19 protein-coding genes are annotated in these 25,928 nt (G+C 42.8%); 4 read left to right on the plus strand and 15 right to left on the minus strand.

Annotated elements, in window-relative coordinates; genetic code table 11:
• The 7 genes from G603_RS0103640 to G603_RS21280 all read right to left on the minus strand — a co-directional run bounded on the left by G603_RS0103640 (position 1) and on the right by G603_RS21280 (position 8,488).
• Positions 1-915, minus strand: a complete 915-nt coding sequence (locus G603_RS0103640; RefSeq protein ID WP_026669349.1) for an ABC transporter permease — start codon at positions 913-915, stop codon at positions 1-3.
• A complete protein-coding gene (locus G603_RS0103645; protein WP_051207422.1) occupies positions 916-2,616 on the minus strand; it encodes an ABC transporter substrate-binding protein in 1,701 nt (566 codons plus the stop codon).
• Positions 2,617-2,897: 281 nt separating this feature from the next.
• Positions 2,898-3,794 (minus strand): putative ABC transporter permease, encoded by an 897-nt coding sequence (locus G603_RS19120; RefSeq protein WP_051207424.1) that lies wholly within the window; start codon positions 3,792-3,794, stop codon positions 2,898-2,900.
• A gap of 64 nt (positions 3,795-3,858) precedes the next feature.
• On the minus strand, positions 3,859-5,562 hold the full coding sequence (locus G603_RS0103655) for a carboxylesterase/lipase family protein (protein ID WP_242834829.1): 1,704 nt from the start codon (positions 5,560-5,562) through the stop codon (positions 3,859-3,861).
• A 132-nt stretch (positions 5,563-5,694) separates the two neighbouring features.
• Entirely contained in the window at positions 5,695-6,528 is an 834-nt protein-coding gene (gene larE / locus G603_RS0103660; RefSeq protein ID WP_051207426.1) for an ATP-dependent sacrificial sulfur transferase LarE, read from the minus strand.
• Between the two features lie 42 nt (positions 6,529-6,570).
• Entirely contained in the window at positions 6,571-7,050 is a 480-nt protein-coding gene (locus G603_RS0103665) for a methylglyoxal synthase (protein WP_026495021.1), read from the minus strand.
• 253 nt (positions 7,051-7,303) lie between these two features.
• On the minus strand, positions 7,304-8,488 hold the full coding sequence (locus G603_RS21280; protein ID WP_026669353.1) for a transglutaminase domain-containing protein: 1,185 nt from the start codon (positions 8,486-8,488) through the stop codon (positions 7,304-7,306).
• Positions 8,489-8,694: 206 nt separating this feature from the next.
• Between G603_RS21280 and cysS the strand changes: the two genes are divergently transcribed.
• The 3 genes from cysS to G603_RS0103685 all read left to right on the plus strand — a co-directional run bounded on the left by cysS (position 8,695) and on the right by G603_RS0103685 (position 13,549).
• The gene (gene cysS, locus G603_RS0103675) at positions 8,695-10,107 is read left to right on the plus strand and encodes a cysteine--tRNA ligase (protein WP_026523325.1); all 1,413 of its coding nucleotides are present in this window, start codon (positions 8,695-8,697) and stop codon (positions 10,105-10,107) included.
• Between the two features lie 387 nt (positions 10,108-10,494).
• Entirely contained in the window at positions 10,495-12,603 is a 2,109-nt protein-coding gene (locus G603_RS0103680; protein WP_035791882.1) for a putative bifunctional diguanylate cyclase/phosphodiesterase, read from the plus strand.
• Between the two features lie 64 nt (positions 12,604-12,667).
• Complete coding sequence (locus G603_RS0103685) at positions 12,668-13,549, plus strand: DegV family protein (protein WP_026669355.1); 882 nt, start codon at positions 12,668-12,670, stop codon at positions 13,547-13,549.
• Positions 13,550-13,606: 57 nt separating this feature from the next.
• On the opposite strand, the gene G603_RS0103690 is transcribed toward G603_RS0103685, so the two are convergent.
• On the minus strand, positions 13,607-16,027 hold the full coding sequence (locus tag G603_RS0103690) for an alpha-galactosidase (protein WP_026669356.1): 2,421 nt from the start codon (positions 16,025-16,027) through the stop codon (positions 13,607-13,609).
• A gap of 22 nt (positions 16,028-16,049) precedes the next feature.
• Positions 16,050-16,616 carry a TetR/AcrR family transcriptional regulator gene (locus G603_RS0103695; RefSeq protein WP_026523321.1) on the minus strand — a complete coding sequence of 189 codons (567 nt, stop codon included), beginning with the start codon at positions 16,614-16,616 and terminating at the stop codon, positions 16,050-16,052.
• A gap of 409 nt (positions 16,617-17,025) precedes the next feature.
• Here G603_RS0103695 and G603_RS0103700 point away from each other — a divergent pair, with 409 nt between their 5' ends.
• Entirely contained in the window at positions 17,026-17,265 is a 240-nt protein-coding gene (locus G603_RS0103700) for a hypothetical protein (RefSeq protein ID WP_026523320.1), read from the plus strand.
• Positions 17,266-17,278: 13 nt separating this feature from the next.
• Here G603_RS0103700 and trpA read toward each other — a convergent pair whose 3' ends face one another.
• The 6 genes from trpA to G603_RS0103735 all read right to left on the minus strand — a co-directional run bounded on the left by trpA (position 17,279) and on the right by G603_RS0103735 (position 25,915).
• The gene (gene trpA, locus G603_RS0103705; protein ID WP_026669357.1) at positions 17,279-18,079 is read right to left on the minus strand and encodes a tryptophan synthase subunit alpha; all 801 of its coding nucleotides are present in this window, start codon (positions 18,077-18,079) and stop codon (positions 17,279-17,281) included.
• Complete coding sequence (trpB, locus tag G603_RS0103710; protein WP_035791884.1) at positions 18,072-19,265, minus strand: tryptophan synthase subunit beta; 1,194 nt, start codon at positions 19,263-19,265, stop codon at positions 18,072-18,074. Before trpB ends, trpA begins: the two co-directional genes overlap by 8 nt.
• A 676-nt stretch (positions 19,266-19,941) precedes the next feature.
• Positions 19,942-20,739, minus strand: a complete 798-nt coding sequence (locus G603_RS21285) for a hypothetical protein (RefSeq protein WP_026523316.1) — start codon at positions 20,737-20,739, stop codon at positions 19,942-19,944.
• 508 nt (positions 20,740-21,247) lie between these two features.
• Positions 21,248-23,542, minus strand: a complete 2,295-nt coding sequence (locus G603_RS0103725; protein ID WP_026669359.1) for a DNA internalization-related competence protein ComEC/Rec2 — start codon at positions 23,540-23,542, stop codon at positions 21,248-21,250.
• Positions 23,543-23,547: 5 nt separating this feature from the next.
• Entirely contained in the window at positions 23,548-24,393 is an 846-nt protein-coding gene (locus G603_RS0103730) for a GerMN domain-containing protein (protein WP_051207427.1), read from the minus strand.
• Between the two features lie 94 nt (positions 24,394-24,487).
• Positions 24,488-25,915: a sensor histidine kinase gene (locus G603_RS0103735; RefSeq protein ID WP_242829592.1), complete on the minus strand. Its 1,428-nt coding sequence runs from the start codon at positions 25,913-25,915 to the stop codon at positions 24,488-24,490.
• Positions 25,916-25,928: the final 13 nt, after the last annotated feature.

The following is a 25,928-nucleotide window of genomic DNA, read 5'->3' on the forward strand; positions in this document are numbered from 1 at the left end:
TTACACTCTAAGCCTCGGATCCATGCACACGTTAACGATGTCCGAAATTATATTTCCAAGTGAGATAATAAGTGCCGAAAAAAGAACCGTCCCCTGAAGAAGCGGCATGTCTCTGGTCTCTACCGCTGACAAGGCCAGCTTACCAAGTCCTGCAATGCCAAAGACACTCTCCGTAATGACTGCTCCTGATAGCATACCTGATAGCTGCAGTGCAAGCATTGTAATAACGGGAACCATGGCATTTTTTAGGCCATGCCTGAATATCGCCTGTCTTGAAGTCAGGCCTTTTGCTCTTGCTGTATCAAGGTAAGATTCATTAAATTGTTCCATAAGACTTGATCTTGTAAGTCTCGCAACGCTGCCTGCACTGTTCCAGCCAAGGGCTATAGCAGGAAGCATCATGGACACAAGGGTTCCGTCATATACCAGCGGTAAAAGTGAGAATTTGAAATAAAAAAGATATTGCAAAAAAAGCGCCACCATAAAGACAGGCACGGAAACACCCAGGAGAGAAACTCCTCTGAAAAGATAGTCCGGCAGTCTGTCGTGATGAACAGCGGAAATAACTCCAACACCGATTCCAAAAAGCCACGCAAAGGCTGCAGCAAAAACAGTGAGCTTCACGGTGTAGGGGAAGGCCTGAAGAACCAGGCTAAGCACAGGCTGTTTCATGTAATAGCTTTGACCAAGGTCTCCCCTCAAAGCTCCCTGCAGGTATAAGAGGAACTGCTCAGGCACAGGCTTATCCAGATTCATGGATGCCGTCAGCCTTTCTATGGTCTCTTTATTAACATGTTCGTTTAATAGAACTGCGGCAGGGTTACCCGGAATGATCCTGAGTACCACGAATATCAATGCCATAACACCTAGCAAAACCAGGATAACCCCGACACATCGCCTTATAAAAACGCTCATTTACTTAAGTGTCACTCCCTTAAAATAGATATCGCTCCATCCTGCCCACTGAGGCACGAACTTTTCTACACGGTCACTTTTTACAAACAGATGCTTTAATGAAAACATGGGCACCCAGACAGCATCATCCTGAACGAGCTTTTTCTCAAGCGCGGCATATTCTGCTGCCCTTTCATCCGTATTTACGATTCCTCTGGCAGCAGCAACCCTGTCAATCGCACTATCATCTGCATAGTTATCGGACCTGACAACGGTATTATCCTTGCTTCCAAAGAAGGTATAAATTACGTTGTCCGGATCGTTGTAGTCCAGAATCCAGATTGCAAGGAACGATGGCATATCGCCACTGTTTCTTGCTTCCAGCCAACTTGCATGGTCGTAGTTCTTGATATTAGCAGATATTCCCACATCACTAAGGTTCTGTGCAATTATCTGTATTACATTTTTAACTGAATCTGCTGCACCTGAATCCAGTGAAAGCTCCATTTCAAAGCCGTCACTATAGCCTGCCTGCGCAAGAAGTTCCCTGGCACCATCAGGATCATAATTAAGCCATCCCTGATTGCCGTTACTGTAGTAGAGACAACCTTCAGGATATATACCATCTTCAAGCTTGCCATCGCCGCTATATATTGAATCCAGAATTGCCTGACGGTTAATCGCCATCTGTATAGCCTTTCTTACCTTAACGTCTCCGAGAGGTTCTATTTTTTCATTAAGCATCAGATAGTTGATGCCAAGTCGATTTACGGATACGATGTTATCCGCAAATTTTGTTTTATAGGTGGATTCAACGATGGCAGAATCAATCATAAGGCAGTCTATAATGTCCAGGTCGCCCTTCTGAAAAGCCATATCCATGGAAGACGCATCCATGATTCTGGCATTTACCTTTTTCACGGAGGGCTCAGGCCCCCAGTAGAGGGGATTATATTCAAAAGTAAGGCCGGCTCCCCGCTCCCATGAAGTCACGATATAAGGGCCTGTGCCCAGGGTCTTTTGGGGCACTACGCCAAAATCATCCCCTGCTGCAGTCACTATGGATTTGGAAAGAATACTTGTGGAAGGAGTTGCGAGCTGCGCAAGAAATCCTGCAAAGGGTTCTGCAAGAGTGATTGTCAGATGTGTATCGTCTTCCACCTTGATACCGCTAAGTTCTGTGGCAGAGCCGTTCATGAGCTCATTTGCGCCTTCTATGGAAATGGCGTAATCCGTCTGCTCACTTTCAGGAAGAGTAAGTATGCGCTCAAAGGTGAATTTAACATCATTTGCCGTAAGGGGTGTTCCGTCTGAAAAAACTACACCGTCCTTAAGCGTAATGCTATAGGTAAGTCCGTCATCGGATATGGAGTAATCCTCAGCCAGGCTTTTTTCTATGCTTGTGGAGCCATCACTATTTACAACGACTTCAAAAAGAGTATCAAAAACGTTCATTGGCACGAGATAATCGTTGGTTGTCCTGTGAACGTCCATGCTGACTATATCCGCATTAAGGGCGATGTTAAGAACAGCATCATCCCCCGCTATGTTTGTATCAGTTCCTGCTGTATCTGATCCTGCTCCGGTGTTTTGCGCGGTACCATCCTCAGCGCTTTGTCCTGCACCTGACTGTCCATCATTTTTTGCTCCGCCACAGGCAGCACATGCAAATAGAAGCGCAGCCATCATCCCTGACATGAAAACTTTTCTTATATCTCCCACTCTGGTTATCCTCCTGTCACATATAAGATAATTAATTCTCAGAAATTCGTACATGAATAACTACAAAATCGCAAAACTTCTGAGTATATTATCTCAGACAGAAATAAAAACCATGTAAAGAAGTAATTAAATTATTATTACTGTTGATTCTGGAAGCCAGCTTACTTACAAGTAATAACCCCAGTTCCAATTACATACCTCCCACAAAAAATGTCATCTAATATACATGGTAAAGACCATTGGCCTTATTTTCAATGTTATTAAAACAAAAAGGGGAACGCTTAGCTCCCCTCTGTCTCGGAATCAATATTTTCTTTTTTACCTTTTCGCAGATGCTCCTTCATGTTGGTGATAAGGGCCAGCCTGTCGGCATTCTGCTTGGTGGTTTTGTTTTTATCGGATGTGAATCTGGATATGCTCGAAAGAATTCTCTTCTGGTTAAAAGAAAGTGAAGCCACATGGAGTGCTGAAATTCTTTTTCTTGATGTAGCGATTCTTGCTTCCATGGTTTCCTTTTCCATGCTTAGTCTGTTCTCTATGGAACTTACCTCCGAGCGAAGCTTCTCACTTACAGCGCTGGGGACTGCGGCAATCTTTTCGTAGTTCTGCTGAGCCTGGATATTGAATTCCTGATGCATTTTCTCAACATCTTTAAGAAGAGCAGAAAGGCTTGCTTCCGTGAGAGCAAAGTCGGCGCCAAATGCTGCTGCAAAAGCGATAGCACAAACCTCATAGACAAAAGCTGGTACCATTGCGTGCATTCCGTTTACAAAGGGAATGAGGTATTTCACCACAAGAATTCCTGCAATGCCAAATGCTGTGCTGACAGGTACGCAGATTCTTCCCTGAATGTTCAGTGGAATGTTGCTGTAGTCCCACCACCTGGCGTGGAATCTTTTCTCTAAAACCCAGGAAGTTCCAAACTCCGCAATGGCGCTGCCTATATAGCAAATGATGAATATGGCCCAAATGGGGAAATTTGGATCGGCAAATGCCGGTATCAGGCTAAAGACCATGGATGCCACTACAACGCAGGATCCATAAATAGGGCACACAGGTCCAAACAGGAATCCTCTGTCAGCCCACTTTTTCTCCTTTGTGGTGCAGTAGATCGATTCCCAAACCCATCCAAGAAAACTGTAAAAAATGAATTCAACGAAGTACTGTGATATGACCATAGCTCCTCCAACTGTTTTTAGAAAACATACGCATCATTAGTTTTCCGGTCAATATAAAATACTCTTACTGTGTATTTTGATACTCATCTATTATAGCATTCAGCTCATGATAGGGATTATCGATAAGTCTGATCTCATCATTTAGCTCAAGAAGCTTGTCATCTGCAGAATTCCACAAAGGCCACTCTTCGAGGCTGATTCCTGAATCGCTCCCCTTGTTTGGATCTCCTGTTTTTGCAAAGTTAGTCCAATAGGTCTGCATTTTTTCTGAAAGCGCATAATCACTCTCGTCATACATTCCGGGGTGATAGTCCAGATTGCCGTAGGCGTAGACCATTTCTCCCGCATGATTGTTGCTTAGATACTTATTTGTCTTTGTGAAAAAATACTGATACACAGGTCTGCCCTGCTGCTCCATATATTTGCTCCAGACATTGTGGCTGTAGGAAAACCACGCGTCGCTGTATATGAAGTTAAGGCTGCCCTTGGCTTCTCCCTTTGGATCGATGATAAAATATGAATCTCTTTCCACCGCGCCGGGAGGAAGAAGCTCAATAGCCTTAGGTGAAAGGTCGCCAAGTATAGGCTCTAAAAGCTCCTCATAATTTTCTTTTGTGGCCTCGGTATCTAATAAAAACGCATCTGCCTCTTTAAGGTTAGAGCCGTTAAGAAGAGCCTGCTCGTGGTTTTCTCCCTTTTCGTAGGTAAGATAAGGCTGCTCTGCAATCGCATAGCCGTCCACGCACATGTCGCTGTTTTGGGATGTGGTGGTGACGAGCTTATTTGCATCAATTTTTCTTAGGTCGGATACATTAGATGCGCCAAACTCAGCTAAGATTTCTCTGCCTGTATCAAGCGCCTCGTCCATTTCCCTAAATGTGTGATAGGGCTTTTTAGCTGCAATTCCGCTGCTTTCTGCTATTGCTCTCACAAAGAGTCCCTCTGTAAGAGGTGATACGCAAAGGGCATTCACAGAGGATGAGCCTGCTGATTCGCCTGCGATTGTGATATTATCAGGGTCTCCGCCGAAGGCTCCTATGTTTTCATGAACCCACTTAAGAGCCATGATCTGGTCAAGAAGTCCGTAATTGCCGGTGGTGCCGTTTGGCGATTCTGCTGCCAGTTCCTCGTTTGCCATGTATCCGAAGATGCCAAGTCTGTAGGCGAAGTTTACGAAGATGACGTCTTTTTCCGCAAAGCTCTCGCCGCGATACTCAGTGTAATAGGAATATCCTGTAGTCAGAGATCCTCCATGCACAAAGAAAACTACCGGCAGGGGCTCACCATCATAGTCCGCCGGCCTGTAGACATTAAGATACAGGCAGTCCTCGCTGACGTCATCCTTGTACTGATCATTAAGTGAGAATCTGTAATCATGGGTTCCGAGAATCTTCGATAGGGACGAGTACCAAATAGCTGATGTCTTCTGCATTGCCATAGGTCCGTAGGTGTCGCAGGCTTTTACACCGTCCCAGCTTTCTGCCTCCTGAGGCTCCTTCCATCTAAGGTCACCTACAGGTGCTTTCGCATAAGGAACTCCCGCAAAGACCTCCACCTGTCGATCTTCATTTACTACGCCTGTAATGTCGCCCTGGGCCACATGAACCACTTCAGTAGCTTTAGGATCCCTTACATCCACCGCTGCCACTCTTTTTACAGGGGGCTGTGTGCAATAGTAATTTACGCCAAACAGGATAAGCAAAATGAGGAATGCGCCTACTCCTTTTATAGCATTCCATTTGCTCTTATTTTTTAGATGTTTTCTCATAAAAAGCAGGCTGACTGCGAGAATTACTGCCACAGCCCAGCCCGGTAATATGTTTTTGGAAAGTTCCAAGAAAAATAGATATAAAGCTGTAATTATAAAAATGAATATTGTATATGCCACTTATTTTGCCTTTCATTTCAGAGCATCGTTCATGCTGCCCATTTTGTAACCCTGAAGATCCAGGGTAACATACATGAATCCGATTTCTTTGAACTTTGAGAAGATGGCTGTTCTCATTTCGTCGGCTGCGAGTCTTGTTATGTCTTCTGGCGGTACTTCGATTCTGGCAAGGTTGCCGTGAAGGCGTACTCTTTCTTGGATAAAGCCATTCTCAATCAGGAACTGCTCTGCCTGATCAATCATGTGGAGCTTTTCTTCTGTAATCTCCTCGCCGTAAACAAACCTTGATGCCAGGCAGGCATATGCGGGCTTACTCCAGGTGGGAAGTCCCATAGCTTTAGATATTTTCCTGATATCGTCCTTGGTAAGTCCTGCTTCTCGTAAAGGGCTTGTGACCTTAAGCTCCTCTACTGCTTTGAGACCCGGGCGATAATCACCAAGGTCGTCCATGTTGGAACCTTCTGCCACGTACTCTATACCATTCTCTTTTGCCACCCTTTTTATCTCGGAGAATATCATCTTCTTGCAGTGATAGCAGCGGTCAGGATGATTGTGCTTAAATGCTTCAAGCGTGAGCGGATTGACCTTGCAGATGACCTGCCTTATCCCTCGCCCCTTACAAAACTCCGCAGCTTCCGCCGCTTCTCTCTCCGGCACAAACACCGCAGCACCTGTGATAGCAAGGGCCTTATCTCCAAGAACCTCCTTTGCCACCACCAGCAAAAATGTCGAGTCCACGCCGCCCGAAAAGCCCACAGCAAGCGAGCCCAGGCTTCGGATGTATTCTTCAAGCTTATTAAGTTTTTCCTGCAAATCAGGGGTAATGGGTTCGTTAGTTTTTATCATAAAGTCCTCTAAGCCGTACTGACACTTATTAAAATCTGTTTTTCACATTTCGCTTGGAAGTGTCTCCGCTCTGTTCGCGATGTTCTGCTTGAAGTTGATGATGTCGTGATTATACTCTTCATCCATGTAGCTTGAATGAATGAGGAAGTCCGCTGTTGCTTTGTTGTTTGCAAAGGGAATGTCATAAACCTGGGCAATTCTCATAAGTGCCTTTACGTCGGGATCATGCGGCGCTGCTGTAAGCGGATCTGAGAAGAATATTACAAAGTCAATTTTTCCCTCTACGATCTTGGCACCAATCTGCTGATCTCCACCAAGGGGACCTGAATTGTAGCCCCTTACCGGAAGGTTTGTGGCATCCGTAATCATCCGGGCTGTTGTTCCTGTTCCGCAAAGGAAGTGCTTCTTAAGTGTCTCCGCATTATCCTTGCACCACTGTATAAGCTCAGCCTTCTTGCCATCATGAGCAATAAGCGCAATATTTTTCTGTTTTCCTATAGTAAGAGTAATTGTATCTGTCATACCCTTATCCTCCTTGTTTTTATTGATATTCTTACTTATTTTTCATTATACAAGCTTGCCTCTGCCGAATACAGTCGCTGACAAAAAAAGTATACAAAATATATGTATTTTTCTATCTTATATACCTGTCTCCGAGTATTCATACAACACCACAAATGTAAAATGGAATCTAATATTTATATTTTCCAGAAGAAACGTGCGCCGTCGGGCGCACTGGAACAAAAAGAGCAGACTTTCATCTGCTCTTTTAATCTCAATCATACTTTTTGCTGTTGCATCTGGGATATGATCTTATGGTAAAGGTATGCTCATGTTTGTTCATATAAGATGTGGACTTAAGGAAATAGGTGTAATAGATTTTGGTATTAACACCTGTTCCGTCTGTGATTGGATCATCCCAGGTCACATCTATGTGATACCATTTGCCGCCGATCTTGACCATATTCCATGCGTGACCACCACCTGTTGTCATACCTCTTACAACAACGCAGGCTACGCCATACTCGTCCATAAGCTTTTTAAAGGCAAGGGCATAGCCCTGACAAACACACTTCTTATCAAGAAGTGCGCCTTCTACCGTGTATACCTTTCGTGGAAGAGTTCCCTTTAAATAGTTCTTATAATCGTAAGAAATATTCCTGATCATCCAATTATGAACTGCCTTTACTTTTTCATAATCGGACATCTTCTTGGATATCGTAAGATTCTTGACCTGCTTCACGCGGTTCTGAACGTTCTTTTTATATACATTTACCTTATATTTGAAGGTCCCATAGGCGTTGGTAGCTGTGATAACGGCTTTTCCGGGCTTTTTCGCCTTAATTCTGCCGGCAGCATCCACGGTAACTACAGACTTCTTGGAGCTGGTCCATACATAGTCATCATAAATCGTGTTGCAGACAGGCTGATTGAACTTATCTCCCACAAGGAGATAGATGTTCTTTTTTGCAAAGCCTTCTTTAATGGTTCTGGTAACAGCCACTCCTAAGGAATCTGCCATACTCTCGGCACTGCTGTTTTTAAAAGGAGTAACTATGTTCTTAAGATTCGCACAATTGCGAATGGCATACTCCTCCAGCTGAGTATCACCTTCAAAGATGATGTAGCGAAGGTTAGGAAGCTCATAGATAGAAAAACCACCTATATTGGTAACTGTGGCAGGCACATGAATAACCTGTACATAAGGATTATCATATATGGCAAACTGTCCAAGCTCTGTTATCTGAGGCGGAATGGTAATCTCAGCATCTGTGCCATAATAACTGGCACCGCTAAAGCTGCCGTAGCTTCTCCACCCTTCAGGAAGCTCGCCCTCTGACTGTCCTAATTTTGTTGTAGTAATCTTAGCATTTGCTGTAATCGCCGACTGGGAAGGTACCCCTGCAACAAGTACTGCTGTCAGCGCCAGTGCAAAGACTTTTAACATATTTTTCTTCATATACTATCCCTCTATTGCATATTAAAGCAGATTAATTATACTCGCTTTTTACCCCTGTGTGAAGCAAATATGTTTCCCTTAAATATTGGCATATTCGCACTTTTTTTGTATAATTATGCTTGATGTTTATCTTTGGGGAATCTGCATATCTGCATATTTTTCACGGATGCGATACATAAATTTTTAGATAAGAAGATGAGAATACTATGGAAAACAAGCTTAATATCTACAACACACTTACCAAGAAAATCGACAACTTCGTGCCCAATGAAGACGGCAAGGTTGCAATGTATACCTGCGGCCCCACTGTTTATCATTTCGCACATATAGGTAATCTTCGCACATATATCTGTGAGGATGTTCTCGAAAAAACACTTCGCTACATCGGCTATGATGTGAAGAGAGTTATGAATATCACTGACGTAGGCCATCTTTCAAGTGATGCCGACACAGGTGAAGACAAGATGCTTGCAGGTGCAAAGCGTGAGCACAAAACAGTCATGGAGATCGCAAAGTTCTACACAGATGCATTTTTCTCTGACTGCAAAAAGCTCAATATCAAGACTCCTGACGTGGTTGAGCCTGCTACTAACTGCATTCCTGAGTTCATCCACATGGTTGAGTCCCTTATCGAGAAGGGCTTTGCCTATGTTGCAGGCGAGAATGTATACTTTGACACTTCCAAGCTGACTGATTACTACGTTCTTACAGGTCACAACGAAGAGGACCTTTTCGTAGGCGTTAGAGATGACGTAAGTGAAGATACCAATAAGAGAAATAAAAACGACTTCGTTCTCTGGTTCACCAAGTCCAAGTTCGAAGATCAGGCCCTTAAGTGGGACAGCCCCTGGGGCGTTGGATATCCCGGCTGGCATATTGAGTGCTCATGCATTTCCATGAAGCACCTCGGCGAATACATGGACATCCACTGCGGCGGTGTTGATAATATTTTCCCTCACCACACCAATGAGATTGCTCAGAGTGAGTCCTTCCTTGGACACAAGTGGTGCAACTACTGGTTCCATGTTCATCACTTGAATGACCAGACAGGTAAAATGAGTAAGAGTAAGGGCGAGTTCCTTACTGTATCCCTCCTTGAGGAGAAGGGCTACAACCCTGTTGTTTACAGACTCTTCTGCCTGCAGAGTCACTACCGCAAGCCTCTTCAGTTCTCATACGATGCACTGGATCAGGCTGCTGCCACCTACGACAAGCTCAAAAAGAGAATTCTCTCTCTTACAGATGAGGGCGAAGTTGATGAGAAGGTATTTGCAGAGTACAGAGCTAATTTCGAAGCTGCACTTTGCTCAGATATCAACACTTCAAGTGCAATCACTGTTGTATATGATGTTCTTAAGGCTGATACCAATGACAAGACCAAGAAGGCTCTTATCGAGAGCTTTGATGAAGTCCTCTCACTTGATCTTCTTAAGGCAGAGGAGAGTTCTTCAGAAGTAGATTCAGATCTAGCAGCTTACGTTGAAGAGATGATCGCAAAGCGTAAGGAAGCTAAGAAAGCCAAGGACTTCGCAGCAGCAGATGCTATCCGCGACGAGCTTGCTTCTAAGGGCATCACTATTAAGGATACCCGCGAAGGCACTGTTTGGGAAAAGGCTTAATTCCTTTATTTTCAAAGATTATATAGCGCTCTGTACACTTTGATGTGCAGAGCGTTTTCTTTATTTTCATATAAGAATAATTTACTTTGTTTTAATACTTGTAGATAAAGCTAAGGCTTATAATATAAACGTAATATTATTTGTATTTACAACTATATTTAGCCTATGGAACATTTTAAAGATCCTAAAAAACGGCTTATTGCTTATATATTTATTTCTTATATCTGCCTCGTCATCTCAACCTTTGCCGGGGCTACTCATTTTATTGTCCTTTTTTCACCCCTTGTTACTCTGCTTTCCTTTGTACTTTGCTATAACTGTGCCCAGGGAATTCCTGAGTTTTCATTGAATATCCTGGTCATAGGCTTAGGAATCCTGTGCTGGAGTATGGGTGATATATGTAAACTCTTCACGGTTTATGCCCTTGGAAGCACGTCCTTTGGCGGTTTTATTAAGACGCTGTACCTATTCCCCAACTATCTTTTTGGCATATCCATCTTCATGTACATCAGAAAAAAGATGAATCAGCGCAACAGGTATAAGCTTCTTGCTGATACCTTCATTATGACGATCATCGGTTTTATCCTTCTCAGGAAGCTCCTTAATGTGCTTCTGGCCGGCAGAACCATTCCCTTTGTCACCTATGTTCGAACCCTTGGATATTTCTTCGTGAACTTTTTCATGATAATGCTGGCGATTTATCTTCTTCGCCTGATCAAAGGTCTGTCTATTAAAAAGGGCACCTGTCTTATTCCGTTAGCGATATTTTTATACATAATTATCGATTTCCAGTACACCTACATAGAAGCTCTTGGACTGGATGCTGAGAATATATTCATGGATCTACTGTACATTCTTTTCATGATTATGATGGCTCTCGGCGCCTACACCCAGGAAAAATATCAATTTGAATTCGGCGTTCGCTCATACGAGAGAAATGAAAAATCAAAGGCCCACCTTGTGATGCAGATACTTTTCCTCTCAGCTGCTGATATTATTTTATTCTTTATAAGGTTCCTTTCTGAAAACGAGTTTTTCTATGTGCTTATTGCGATAATGGGCTACTGGATCATGACCGCAACCTTTGAAAACTCCCAGCTTGACGCTTCTCTCCTTGAAAGTCAGCAGACTCTTAACAAAAAGCTTGAGGAACAGGTCGCACAGAAAACTCAGGATCTGAAAATAGCCAATGATAACCTGAAAAAGCTGTCCTCTACTGACATCCTTACAGGGCTTTACAACAGAAGATACAGCAACTCATTTATAAAGAACATGACCGCTGACTATGAAAAATCAGGACAGCGCTACGCAGTATTTGCCATTGATCTGAACCACTTTAAGCCTATAAACGATACCTATGGTCACGATATGGGTGACAGGGTTCTGGCTGAATTCGGTCACAGAATGCTGCGTCTTCCCAAAAATATGGTTGGATTCAGGACAGGCGGCGATGAGTTCATGATCATTCAGTGCGACGTAATAAATGACGCAGAGGTGGAGACCGCAGCCAAGAAGATTCAGGAGTTACTATGCACTCCCGTGGAGCTTGATACCTACAGCTTCAATCTCTCAGGCAGTATCGGAGTATCCTTATACCCCAAGGACTCTTCTAACCCCGATCTTTTGCTCCAATATGCCGATGCTGCCATGTACATGGTAAAAGCAAGCACCAAAAGGGATGACTATAAATATTTTGATAAGGCTCTTGTACCTTCGGTTGCAAGGCACAATAATCTTCAGGATCTTTTATCAAATGCAGTACCTGAGGATGATTTTGTGCTGCACTATCAGCCCCTTGTAAACACGCAGACAGGCAGAATATTTGGTGCTGAGGTATTCCCTCGCCTTAAAAAGGAGGCCAGCTTCGAGTACTCAGCAGATGAGCTGATCCCTGTTGCAGAAGAAGTAGGCCTTATGGGCAAGCTTGGAACATGGATCGTTCAGACAGCTTTGGAGCAGTTCACCAAGTGGAATGAAAAGTACAACACGGAGTTCTATGTCTCCATAAATCTGTCTGCTTTGCAGCTCCTTGATTCAGGCTTTATCTCATTCCTAAAGAGCGAATCTTCAAGGGTTAATTACCCTTTAAAAAAGCTGGGCCTGGATATCAGTACCACCGTTATGCTTAATGCTGATGATTCATCAAAAGAGGTGCTTATTGATCTTGGCAACTTTGGCTTTAAAATCTGCCTCAATGATTTTGGCGGCGGCGAGCTTAATCTGTCCAATTTCCTAGACTGCAAATTCTATGTAATTAAGCTCTCCCACTCTCTTATCGAAAAAGCCGACAAGGACGACAATGCCCTTCTCCTTGCCAAATCCATCCAGTCCATGGCAGACACCATGGACATCAAGACCTGCGCAGTCGGTGTCGAAACCGACTCCCAGCTCAAAAAAATGCAGGACATCGGCATCTTCATCGCCCAGGGCTTCTACTTCGGCAAACCCTGTGACGCCGAGACCTTCGAGAACAGTTATCTGGATACCCATAATTAGCATAATTTTGCAGTCTGTGGTATCATGTTATTCGGAGTCTTTAGAAAAACAGGGAGGATTTGTAATGTCCAAGTATGTTATCAGCTGCTGCTCTACCGCAGATCTGAGCAAGGAACATTTTGAAAAAAGAGATATTAAATATGTATGTTTCCACTTTGAGATAGATGGTAAACAATATCTTGATGATGGTAAATATCCTATTGCTGATTTCTATAAAGCTATGGCAGACGGTGCCATGACCAGAACATCCCAGGTTAATACAGAAGAATATGTTGATCATTTTAAACCTTTTCTTGAAAAAGGCTATGATATACTTCACCTTACACTTAGTTCCGGAATATCCGGTTCTATCAATTCTGCAAATATAGCTGCAGATATCCTTACAAGCGAGTTCCCCGGCAGAAAGATTTATATCGTGGATTCACTTGCCGCTTCATCGGGATTCGGACTTCTTATGGATGAAATTGCTGACAGAAGAGATGCCGGCATGAGTATAGACGAGCTCCGTGATTGGACTCTTGAACACAGACTTGATATCAATCACTGGTTCTTCACAACAGACCTTACATACCTTGTAAGAGGCGGAAGAGTTTCAAAGGCAGCCGGCTTCTTCGGCGGTGCCCTTAAGATCTGCCCTCTTCTCAATGTAGACTTTGAAGGTCACCTCATTGCAAGAGCAAAACTCCGCGGAAAAGCAGCCGTTATAAGAGCAGCTGCCAATAAGATGCTTGAATGTGCTGAGGATGGCGCCGACTATAACGGCAAATGCTATATTTCCCAGTCAGCCTGCAGAGAAGATGCTGATGCACTCATAGCTGAGATTGAGAAACTTATTCCTGCCATGAAGGGCAAAGTCGAAGTCTATGATATCGGTACTACAATCGGAAGCCACACAGGCCCCGGAACAGTAGCCCTCTTCTTTGTTGGTAAGAAGCGCATTGACTAAATAATTATATGAAAAAATGTGCCGGACACCTTCGTTTTTGAAAGTGTCCGGCATTTTTTATTCCTGAACCTCAGCGATAACGTAAAGTCTGGTATCGTCTGTTCTGAACATTCTGGTATCTTCACCGTAGCCTGTTCCGCCATAGTCAGGTCCAAGACGCACACCACAGCTGTTGGCAACGCCGCCTGTAGTTGTGATCTCCTCTTTTTCGCTCTGCATCTTATAGAATTTATCTATCATTACATGGATGATCCCATTCTGTTTAACATGAATGGGAGCCATTGTATTTATAAGGCTTCCAAAGGCCTTGATGTTGATCTTAACCTGACGGTTGGCAATTCTGTATACCTTGTCAGGATCAAGTCCCATGGTTCTGAGAGCCACATAGTCATTATTGGGTCTGCACTCTTTCTGGAAAATAAGAGCAACAGCCAGTGATTTATCCTTTGATACAGCCATGAAGCGGTATTTATCCAGTCTGTAGAAATCTCCAAACTGGAATACTTTTCTCCACTCCTTGTAGAATGCTACCTGATCTGCAATCTGCTTTTTCTGCTCATCTGACAATTCGCTTAAGTTAAGCTCATATCCAAAGCATCCAAATGCAGCCACTGAGAATCTGGTCTCAAGCGGAACTGTGTGCAGTGTCTGATGATTGGGACATGCAGATACGTGAGCACCATAGCTGTTAACAGGATATCCGTAGCTGTAGCCTCTCTGAATATCCATTCTGCATACTGCATCGGTATCATCGCTTCCCCAAATCTGCGGGAAGTAGCTCAGGATACCAAGGTCAAATCTGTTACCGCCTGATGAACATCCCTCGAAAAGAATCTCAGGGAACTTTCTGGTAAGTTCGCCCATAACTCTGTAAAGGCCAAGGTAATATCTATGGGTGAATTCCTTCATGCGCTCAGCAGGAAGTTCTCTTGAAAATGTATCAGAGAAAACTCTGTTCATATCCCACTTGATATATGAGATATTTGCCGATGAAAATACCTTGCTCATGGCATCTATGATGTAATCCTGAACGTCCTTCCTTGTGAAATCAAGGATCATCTGATTTCTGCCAAGTGAATGGGGACGATTCGGTATTCTCACTGCCCACTCAGGATGAGCTCTGAAAAGATCAGAGTCTTCATTTACCATCTCAGGCTCAACCCAGAGACCAAAGCTCATTCCAAGACCGTTTATCTTATCCGCAAGTCCCTTTAAACCATCCGGAAGCTTTTTGGTATTTACTGTCCAGTCACCAAGACCTGCCTTATCATCGTTTCTCTTGCCAAACCAGCCATCGTCAAGAACGAATAATTCGATACCTGCCTTAGCTGCATCTTTTGCTATTCTAAGGAGCTTTCCTTCATCAAAATCAAAATATGTTGCTTCCCAGTTGTTAATAAGAATAGGTCTTTCTTTGTCACGCCATACGCCGCGAACGATATGCTTTCTTACGAAATCGTGCATTTTGGTGCTCATTCCGTGGAAGCCCTTGTCAGAGAAAGTCATGACCGCTTCGGGAGCTTCGAATTTCTCACCGGCATCAAGAGTCCATGAAAAGCCTGTGGGCTGAATTCCGCTAACGAAACGTGAAAGGAAGGTTCCGTTTGCAGAAAGAGCACTGTAATGATTGCCACTGTAAATGAGATTAAGGCCGTAAACATCGCCTGCTTCCTCAGTAGCATTCGGATCACTTACCATAGTGAAGGGATTACTTCTGCTTCCTGACTCACCTGCTGAGATTTCTTCGTTGACAACTTTTCCTGCCTTGCAGATGCTGTCAGACATATTCATCTCATCAGCCCAGCGTCCGTGGAAGCTTGTAAGCTTAAGACCCACCTTCTGGAAATCCAGCTGGTTGGACAAAAGTCTGTCCACTACAACCTTTTCCTGGCTGTCATTATATAAAACGGAAGTGCGGGTGATTGTGTCGCACTCGGGATAAACCTTGTAAATAAGCTCTAGACGAAGGCCATACTCCTTATCCTTAAGGGTAAGCACAAGCTGTGAAGCCTTATCTAAAGCTCCGCTCTCAAATTTCAGTTCCTGTCCGTCATCATAGGAGCTGGGCAAAGTATCAAGAGCTGAAATCTCATCAAAAATCTCAGCACTATCAAAAAGAAAATCACTTGTAAGGGAGCCGTCTGCGTGAGAAACCTCGATAAGAGGCTCGCGGATATCGCCTTTTCCAAAAGAAGACATCTCAAGAGGCATAACCTCGAGACAAAGTGGATAGTGTTCAGTCGAATACACTATCATGTTACCACCCTCATGGCGATGCTTGATCTCCATGGCCTTAGCCATCTGAAGGACTATTTTGCTGTCCTCCTTATCGCCCTTTAAAAGTTCTTCATACTGTCCACCGGAAAGGATGGATTTTCCATAATGAATATGCTCCACATGACCTGATGGAAGCACCTGAAGAAAATAGCTGCTGTTTTTTGTCTGCAGCAGAAATACGTTCTCATTTCTGATTATCATTTTAAAGTCCCCACTTTAATTTTTATTTGTCTACGCAAATACCCCTCATGATTATATCTATCATAACCTGAAGTGCATCTTCATAGGTAGTATTTCCCTCAAGAAGTACATCTGAGCTTAAAAATCTCTCGATAGAAGCCTCTGTCATAGCCTTGATTACAGGAATAGGAAGGTCCCTTACCTTGCCCTCTGCAATACCTTTCTCAATAAGACCGATGGTATCGCCCCAGTCGTTCTCAAGTCTCTTCTGAACCTTGGCATAAATCTTGGGATACTTATCCTTAAGAGTAAAAACCTTACGGAAATCAACATCCCTGTACTTATCAGGCATGCAGATCATTATTTTCTCAATCTTCTCTACAGTAGAAAGGCTGTCATCAGCAAGAACCTCTGCCTCTTTCTCTTTAATGGAATCAAAGCAGTAATCTACAAGAGCATCAAAAATCTCTTCCTTATCGTCAAACTCCTTGTAGATGGTCTTCTTACTCATATGAAGATCTGATGCTACATCATCCATGGTGAATTTGGATCCTTTTTCCTTGAACTCTGTAAGTACTGCTTCAAGGATCTTTACTCTGGTATCGTTCATAAAAACTCCTTACTTTCTTTTAAACACTGGTTAAGCAACAGATGTTGGGAACTTGTTTTTAATTTTCAGTTTCCATAACTATATACTATCAAATATTAAGTCGATATTCAATCATTTTCGAAAATCGACCTCGTTTCCTTCCGTTAAGCTTATTTTCTATATAAAGCTTTGGATTTTCAGAAGACGTATCTGACATATAAACATTTTATCACGAAACAGTTTCCAAGAAATACATGAACTTATGAAATAACTATAAACTTTAAATTCTCTATTACGATTAATGATATTATTATATTAAGAATACATTTTCTAATTCGCAGCTGATGCAAAAGGCATTACCACGAATAGAAAAAACGGAATCTGACCGATCAGATTCCGCCTATTCAACTAATTATGAGGAGGTAAAGCTATGGCTCACAATACAAGAAACATCTGTATGAATTGTGGCAGACTGTTCACTGCCAGAGAAAGCAACCATGCTTTTTGCTCCCTTGAATGTAAGAGAATGTACTCCAATCACTCAGGCTACAGATGCAGGGATTGCAGAAATGCAGGTTGTAAGGTCAGAAATAACTCCCTGGTAAACTCACCTCCGGATTGTGAGAATCTGCAGCTTCATAAGTCATATAAGGCATCCCCGCCCAAGTAATTTTCACGAAGCTTCAGGCTCCAAGCTCTACCGGAACGGAATTGTTGCTCATTCCGTCTTTCATGGATTTTACATATTCACCGATATATTTAGGTGCTTCTTTTCCATACTTTTCAAGAAGCTTTACTATGGCCGATCCGACAATTGCTCCGTCGGAAATATCGGCCATTTTTTTTGCCTGCTGAGGTGTAGAAATTCCAAAGCCTATTGCGCAGGGGATGTCCGTGTTTTCCCTAACAAGCTCAACCATGGATGCAAGGTCGGTATTTATCTCGCTTCTTGCTCCCGTTACTCCAAGACTTGATACGATATATAGGAATCCACTGGCCTCTTTTGCTATCATGGCAATTCTCTGTCTGGATGTCGGCGCAATAAGAGATATAAAATCAATGCCATACTTATCACATGTTTCAGAGAACTCTTCTTTTTCCTCAAAGGCTATGTCAGGAAGGATCAGTCCGTCCATTCCTATTTCTTTGCAGGTCTTAACGAATCTCTCGATGCCATATGAAAAAACTACATTTGCATAGGTCATGAAAACCATGGGAACATCTACGTCTTTTCTAAGATCTTTTACAAACTCAAATATTTTATCTGTAGTTATGCCACCTGCAAGAGCGCGGATATTGGCTCCCTGAATTACGGGGCCTTCCGCAGTTGGATCTGAGAAAGGTATTCCAAGCTCGATGAGATCAGCACCGTTCTTTGCTGCCTCTCTCACTGCTTTTCCTGTGGTCTCGAGGTCGGGATCTCCGCAGGTTATAAATGCTATAAATGCTTTTCCGTTTTCAAATGCTTTCTTTATATTACTCATTGATGTCCTCCCCTCTGTATCTTGCGATTGCTGCGCAGTCCTTATCGCCTCTTCCTGAGATGGTTACTATTATTATCTGGTCCTTGCTCATCGTGGGTGCAAGCTTGATTGCATGTGCCACTGCGTGAGCTGATTCAATTGCCGGGATGATTCCCTCTGTTCTTGAAAGGTATTCAAAAGCATCTACTGCTTCATCGTCGGTAACAGGCACGTATTCTGCTCTGTGTATGTCGTGAAGATGTGCATGCTCAGGTCCGACACCGGGATAATCAAGTCCTGCCGAGATGGAGTATACAGGAGCGATCTGTCCGTATTCATCCTGACAGAAGTAGGATTTCATTCCGTGGAAAATACCAAGTTTTCCGGTATTTACAGTGGCTGCGGTTTCAAAGGTATCGATGCCTCGTCCTGCTGCCTCACAGCCTATCAGCTTAACGCCTTCATCATTGATATAGTGGTAGAAGCTTCCGATTGCATTTGATCCGCCACCAACACAGGCAACGATTGCATCGGGAAGACGTCCTTCTTTTTCAAGTATCTGAGCTCTTGATTCTCTTGAAATCACTGCCTGGAAATCTCTTACGATCGTGGGGAAAGGATGGGGGCCCATTACAGAACCAAGGCAGTAATGTGTGTCATCTATTCTGGTGGTCCACTCACGCATAGCCTCGGATACAGCATCCTTAAGTGTGGCTGTGCCTGATGTTACAGGAATAACTTCAGCTCCAAGAAGTCTCATTCTGTACACGTTCAGAGCCTGCCTTTTTGTATCCTCTTCTCCCATGAATACAACGCACTCCATTCCCATGAGCGCTGCAGCTGTAGCTGTCGCAACTCCGTGCTGTCCTGCTCCGGTCTCAGCTATAAGTCTTGTCTTACCCATTTTCTTTGCAAGAAGTGCCTGACCAAGAACATTATTTATTTTGTGTGAACCTGTGTGGTTTAAGTCCTCTCTCTTTAAGTAGATCTTGGCTCCGCCCAGGTCCTTTGTCATTTTCTCTGCATAATAAAGTCTTGAAGGTCTGCCTGCATACTCATCCAATAGCTCTGTAAGTTCTCTGTTGAATTCAGGATCATTTTTGTAATGCTCATAGGCTTCTTCCAGCTCAATTACTGCATTCATTAGTGTTTCAGGAATGTACTGTCCTCCATGAATTCCAAATCTTCCTTTTTTGTCTGTACTCATAATCTCCTCCTATTAGTGAAGTTCTGTTCCTGATCTTGCGAGTGGCTCTGCTTCTCACGCAAATAAAATAGGATTTCGCTTGCGAAATCTTCGCGCGCGAGTGTCGCATGATGTCCGGGGGACATCAGCTCTGCGACGACCGAAGTGGAACGAAGACATTGCGAAGCAATAAACTTCATTTCCACGAGCTGCGCATCCACACGGAGTGTTTTTTATCTTATAGGAAATCCGCAGGAAGCTATAAGATAAAAAAAGTCCCTGACAGAAAAATCTATTTTCTGTCAAGGACGAATCATCTAATAATCCGCGGTGCCACCTTGAATTCATGGACTTCCATGCGCCTCACAGGATACCAACATATCCCAGGCAACTAACGTATGCCTTCACGTCGTAGAATACTCAGCTTAAAATCGGCAGCTCTGATATCGCTTCAAAACTCAGAACACATTCGATTCCGGAAATTACATATTTCCTATCTCGCTTTTGATCTACGCCCTCAGTGGTCCATTTGACAATTTGTTTCTCACCCGCTCTCAGCTTCCCGGGCTCTCTGTAAAGGCATCACTGCCGTTATCTCCACTTCAACGGTTTAAAGTATTAAGTTGTTCATATTCTACTCTCATGGTCCTGCATCGTCAAGGTACGAATTTAATTTTTTGTAAGATTAATTTTGCTCTCATAGGAGATATGTTTTTATTTTCTTTTCTATAATCCTTACATCCAACGGATTGGACTCTGATTCCATTGATATAAGTACTCGGTCTCCAACAATATATCCACTTTTTTCATATAGCTGTAGCTTTCCAAAATTCTTTATCGCATAATCCTCTTCAGAGACTAATCCCAAATGTTCCCAGTAGTATGTCTTCCTCTTTCGAACATTTAGAATGATAAAATCAGGATAGACTATTTTCCCACCACGTAATTCAAGGGCAGGCTCATAGCAATATGGAATTTCATACTTGTTGAACAAATCCGCCAGGATCTTTTCAGACTTTGATCTGACATATTCTCCTTTTGCAGTTACATATCTTCCATGTTCCGGATACAAATTCTTTTCGCCTTCATGCTGCTTAAGCCAATTTTTGATATATTCTTCATCCGAAGGAATAATTGGCTCAACTATAGCCTTTCTTGCTTCCCCCATGTGCTCGTAAACATTTTCTATTGCTGATGAATCATACAATTGTAGAAACCTGTTTATCTGGTAATTCAAATTTCTCATGGTTTTAAGAGTTTTCTCTTCATAATCTCTTTGAGCTATTTTCCTGGCCAAGTCCTTGTCCTTATCCTTTACATATTTGGGCTTTGAATCTCCTTCCACAATGTAGTAATGATACCCATTTTTTCGATTTGAGACTCTTAACAATTTGTTTTCTAAGCCAATATAGTTCCTAGCTCTTCTTTCTGTTTTATCTATAAGAGATTCAATTTCTTTCATTTGTTGTTTTAATTGTTTTGAATAACTTTCCAAAAATTTCTCCTTCCGTCAATTGTATCGCTTACGAAAGAAGCGAATACCATTTCATTTTTTAACATTTTTCTTTTGTCATAATTCTTCTAATACCCTGCGGGTAGTGAAAACACGCATACTAAAGTCACATTCTGATTAACGTGTCTTTGCATTGTATAACTAAGGCGCACAAACACGTATATTAGAGCAAGTATTCCTATATACGTGTCTTTGTAATTGCTTTTGTGACGCATTTCTTGTACCTCCTGTTATATTCGTGTTTGGGTACTGAAATACTGTGACGCATTATCTCTATACGAATTCCGCTGCGTGTCCACCGCTCCCCTACTAGCCATAGGCAATCACGCATTTGGGGTAAAGCCAATCATATGCGTGTTGGATTTTCAAATCGTCGACACGTGCGTTAACAAATTAGGCTCAAATGCGTGTCTTTATAGCATATTCCCCTTCTTTTTCCTTTTTTAAAACCGTTTTTAAAAAACAAACTGCACTAATATCCTAAAATGTGTCACTCATCATTAACGTGCATATCTTCGATAAATGTATCCACAATCAGTTTGCTATGCCGGAGTTCGAGCGTAATAGCTCCGCTCTCATCAGTCCTATATATCCTGGTTCCGATTTTCTCAAGTCTCTCCACAAGTTCCTTGTGAGGATGGCCATAGCGGTTGTCTACGCCACAACTGATAAGTGAAATTCTGGGATGGATGAGCTCTAAGAATTCTTCATCGGTGGTATAGCCGCTTCCGTGGTGTGCAACCTTAAGAAGTGTTAAATTACTGAATTCGTCTGGGTTCTTACGTATATACTCCTTTAGGTTCTCCTGTCCCGTGCCTTCAACATCCCCTGTAAAAAGGCCACTGAAGTCGCCGCACTTTAACAGCAATATTGTAGAATAAGCGTTTGGCTCATCAGTAACCATCTTAGACACAGGACCGATGCACTTTATGCGAAGGCATGCGGAGTCAAGATTCAGCTCATCACCCTGCTTCACATAAGACGTAGGAATTTCAAGGCCTGCTGCCTTCGCTTCAAGCATCCGGTAATTATCTCCTTTTGAAGCTTCGCCAATATCCGGCAGGATCAGATTTCTGATTCTGATATTACTTCTTCTCTCTTCCATCATCCCCATAAGCTCAAGAATACCGCTCATATGATCTTCATCCTCATGGGTAAGAATAACCGCATCAAGAGCACCAATACCCTCGTATGAAAGAAATGGCACAAGTTGATATTTAGCCACATCCTTTTTGGAAGTACTTCCTCCATCGATCATCATGTGAATCCCCTTCGACTCAATAACAATTCCGTCTCCCTGTCCTACATCCACGGCAGTAATCTTAAGTTCAGGAGACGGTCTGTAGCACAGCACCACCATCCCGATAAAAAGAAGAGTCCACCTTACCACTAACCACTTCCGATCAGCTTTCTTCTTAGTTTTCTCCCTCTCTTTCACGCAGACTTCTGAGTCCCGTTTATCATGCCCTCTCTCATTATCTTCCGTATCCATGCTCTCCTTCTCCCACTGAAAAATCAGTACAAAGGCAACCAGCATAATCACGTACACTGCCACCTGAAAAGCACAGGAATGGCCTACATACCAGGTTCCAAAGGGCAGCATATCCCCTGTGTTACAGCAAATAAGGAACCACTTAAGAATGTAGTGATCTATCAGTCCAAAGAGTTGTCCTGCCGGCACAAAAAGCGCTCCTACAGCACTGCAAAGCAAAGCTCCAAGCATCAGAACTCCCATAAGGGGAAGTATCAACAAATTCAGGAAAACAGAGAAAATCGGGAAGGTGTAATAGAATGACGTATACACAGGAAGGGTGACTGTTGTAATTGCAAGACTTGCGGAAATCGGTTTGAGAAATCCCGTTCTGATAAATACAGGGAAAGCCGGCAGAACATATCCTATACCGATAATCGCCCCAAAAGAAAGCAGAAACCCGCTGTTTGTTATGTATAGCGGCTGTTCCAACAGCAAAAGCATCGCAGACAACGACAATGCCGACAGCATATCGTAGGTTCTTCCAATAACATCTGCAAAAAGCCTTACTGCGAACATCAATATTGCCCTGTAAGCTGAAGTACTCATTCCGCACATAACGCCATATAGATACATTACTGTAGCTGCGATTATCGCAGATGGCAGAGTCCAAAGGCTGGTCTTACGAAGCAGCTTATAGAGACTAAGACCTATAAGAGATATGTGTAATCCCGATACAGCAATTATATGAATTATTCCATTTCGTTTATAAATATCTTTTATTTCGTCATCAAGTTCATTCTTATCACCAAGTACTATGGCTTTCATTATTCCGGCATCTTCAGGTTCCATACAGGAATCCATGACATTCTCGATACTCATCTTAAGGTCATACATTCCTTCTTTTATGAAATCCCTGTCACCGCCCACGCCAAGTACTTTGGCATTTTTAATTCTATATGCAGTTTTCAAGGTTCTGTAGTAGCTACGGCTGTCGAATTCTCCCGGATTTCTTGCACTGTCAAAACACCTGCATTCCCCGCTGACCCTGATTATCTGTCCAATGTCAGGCTCATAATCAGGGCTCAGGTATGCAAGGGCATGGTAGTCCCTATCAAGGAGCTTCATTTTCACAATAAGCTCCTTTTCTCCACTGTAACTATTTGTTTTTAATTCTTTTCCGATCACTTCTCCGGTTTGTGTAATATGCGCCCGATCGGGCAGATCAGAATAATAATCCTGCGGAAAAATCATTATGAGAATAAGAACAGCCGCCGCTACCAGCATGGTAAATACGCAAAGCGGTCTCTTCATAAATATTACTCAACTATATCTAGATTTCTTTCAAATACGGTTCCCAGGGAAACCGTCTCCATGAAAATAACATCAGAACTTCCGCCAACGGAAATCTGAACTTTATTGGTATCTGTGATAGCACAGAGTGTATTAACGATTGAATATATTGCAACATCGGCAGATACAGCATTGGGCTGTATCAGGAAATTATTATCAAAATCTACATAGCATACGCCATCTCTGACGGATACGGAATTGATCTTGGCCTGAGAATTCAAAGTAGGAAACGCCACATCTGTATTAGGTCCTTTAAGAAGCTGTTCCATAGCAAGCCTCTGCATCGGGATATTACTGTTATATACAACGCTTCTGTAAACCGGTACAAGATTCTTACCATCTTCTGTTGCAAAATAAAGCACCAGCTCAACCTTCTCATAGGTGTTGATCTCGTTACCTGCGTTATAGACAAAACTGTCCGCCGACATATTTCCGATAATATTGCCGTTAACGTCTGTAAGCGGATTACCTGCGATCATAAACGCAACATTCTCTACGTCAGGAATCTGTGTCAGTGTACGCACCATAGCTGCCCTGTCCAGAATCTCGATAGTAACATCCGTCTCAACATAACTGCTGTCAAAATTAAGGGTCAGAAGCCCTGTGTTATACGAATAGGAAAGAAGCTTAATGGGGCCGTAAATAGGTGCCTCATATTCCAGCTTCTCGGGCATAGTCTGCATCTTATCAAGCAGCTCTTCAATGACTGCTTCAGTGTCTTCCATATCAGCCTTAACTTCGTAGTCTTCAAAAAGAATTCCGGTCTCATCGTTGTTTATATAATAGACCTGTACCACTTTATCCTGATCCATGTCAGCACTTTTAGAGCATCCTAAAAGGGTGCTCACGATAAGTAAAAGACAAGGTATTAAATTTAAAATCCTTTTCGTCTCTGATCTCATCTTCTCATTCCTGTGACTGCATGTATTTAAGCGGTATTGTTACTGTGAATATTGTTCCCTCATCCTCAATACTCTGCACATCAATAGTTCCTCTGTGCATAAGTATTGCGCTGTGAGTGATTGAAAGTCCAAGTCCTGTTCCACCGATCTCTCTGGATCTTGATTTATCGACTCTGTAGAATCTCTGGTATATCTTATCAAGACTGTCTTCCGGTATTCCTATTCCGGAATCACTGATTTCGCAGGTAAAAGATTTATGATCCGCATCAAGCTTAACCTTGACCCAGCCATCGTCCTTATTGTATTTAACCGCATTCTCAACCAAATTCATAAGAGCCAGTGAAAGCTTAACCTCGTCAATCTCAGCACTTATTTCTCTTGTGGTCTCGAGGGTAAGCTCAATATTTCTCTTTCTGGCAATAGGCCTCATTCTCTTCATGATGACTTCCATCATCTGAACCACATCAACTGTTGTGATATTAAGAGATGTAGCCTTTTTATCCATCTTAACAAGCTCAAGCAGATCGTTTATGATCTGATTCTCTCTGTCCACCTCTGCTGCTATATCTTCCATGAAATCCCTGTAGACTTCGTTAGGAACCTCATCCTGCATGATAAGCGAATCTGCAAGCACCTTCATTGAGGTTATCGGTGTCTTAAGCTCATGCGATACGTTTGAAACGAATTCCTGTCTGGATGCATCCAGATCATTCATCCTCTGCAGCATCTGATTAAAAGCTGTGATTATATGCTCTGTCTCATAATACTGTGAGCCTTCTATGGGGTCATTTGTAAAGCCGGCCTTAACGTCATTGATTGCGGAAGTGATTCTGTCGAATGGGCGAAGAAGCTTTCCGGATCCCCACCATGCTGATACAAGAATGAGAATAACCGCAATAAGCTCTATTGAAACAGCTCTTCTTGTAAGAATATTCATGGTGTTTCTGATATACTCGGTCGATACGCTTATAAGCAAAACACCTCTTACAACATCCTGAGATTTCTCCCCGGCAGCCACGTCGCCGCTTTCAAAGGTAAGTGTCTCTGTAATGGGAGCCGTCATTTCTATGTAACCGTTGTTCCTGTCGTAAACAGTACTGGCCCCTGCACTTCCGTTCTTCAAACACTTAACAACCTCTTCCGAGATAATAATCTTACCGTCACTGATTCCGTAAGTATCCTTACGAATCTGAAGATTATTATCAATGACCATAACACGACCATCGTAGAGATTGGCAATAAGATCAAGCTCTGCGTTGATAACGTCCGAAGTCGTATCGGAAAAATAATTGTAATTGATAAGGTGATTTGCCAGAATCATAAGCTGCGTAGAAACCTCAGACTCTCTGACGCTCACAGCTCTGTTCTCATAGCTTTCGATTATTGCAAAATGAATCACGAGGCATGAAACCAGCCCCGTGAAAAAGACCATTAAAAATATTCTG

This window comes from Butyrivibrio sp. AE3006 (genome assembly GCF_000424165.1).
Classification (GTDB): Bacteria; Bacillota; Clostridia; order Lachnospirales; family Lachnospiraceae; genus Butyrivibrio.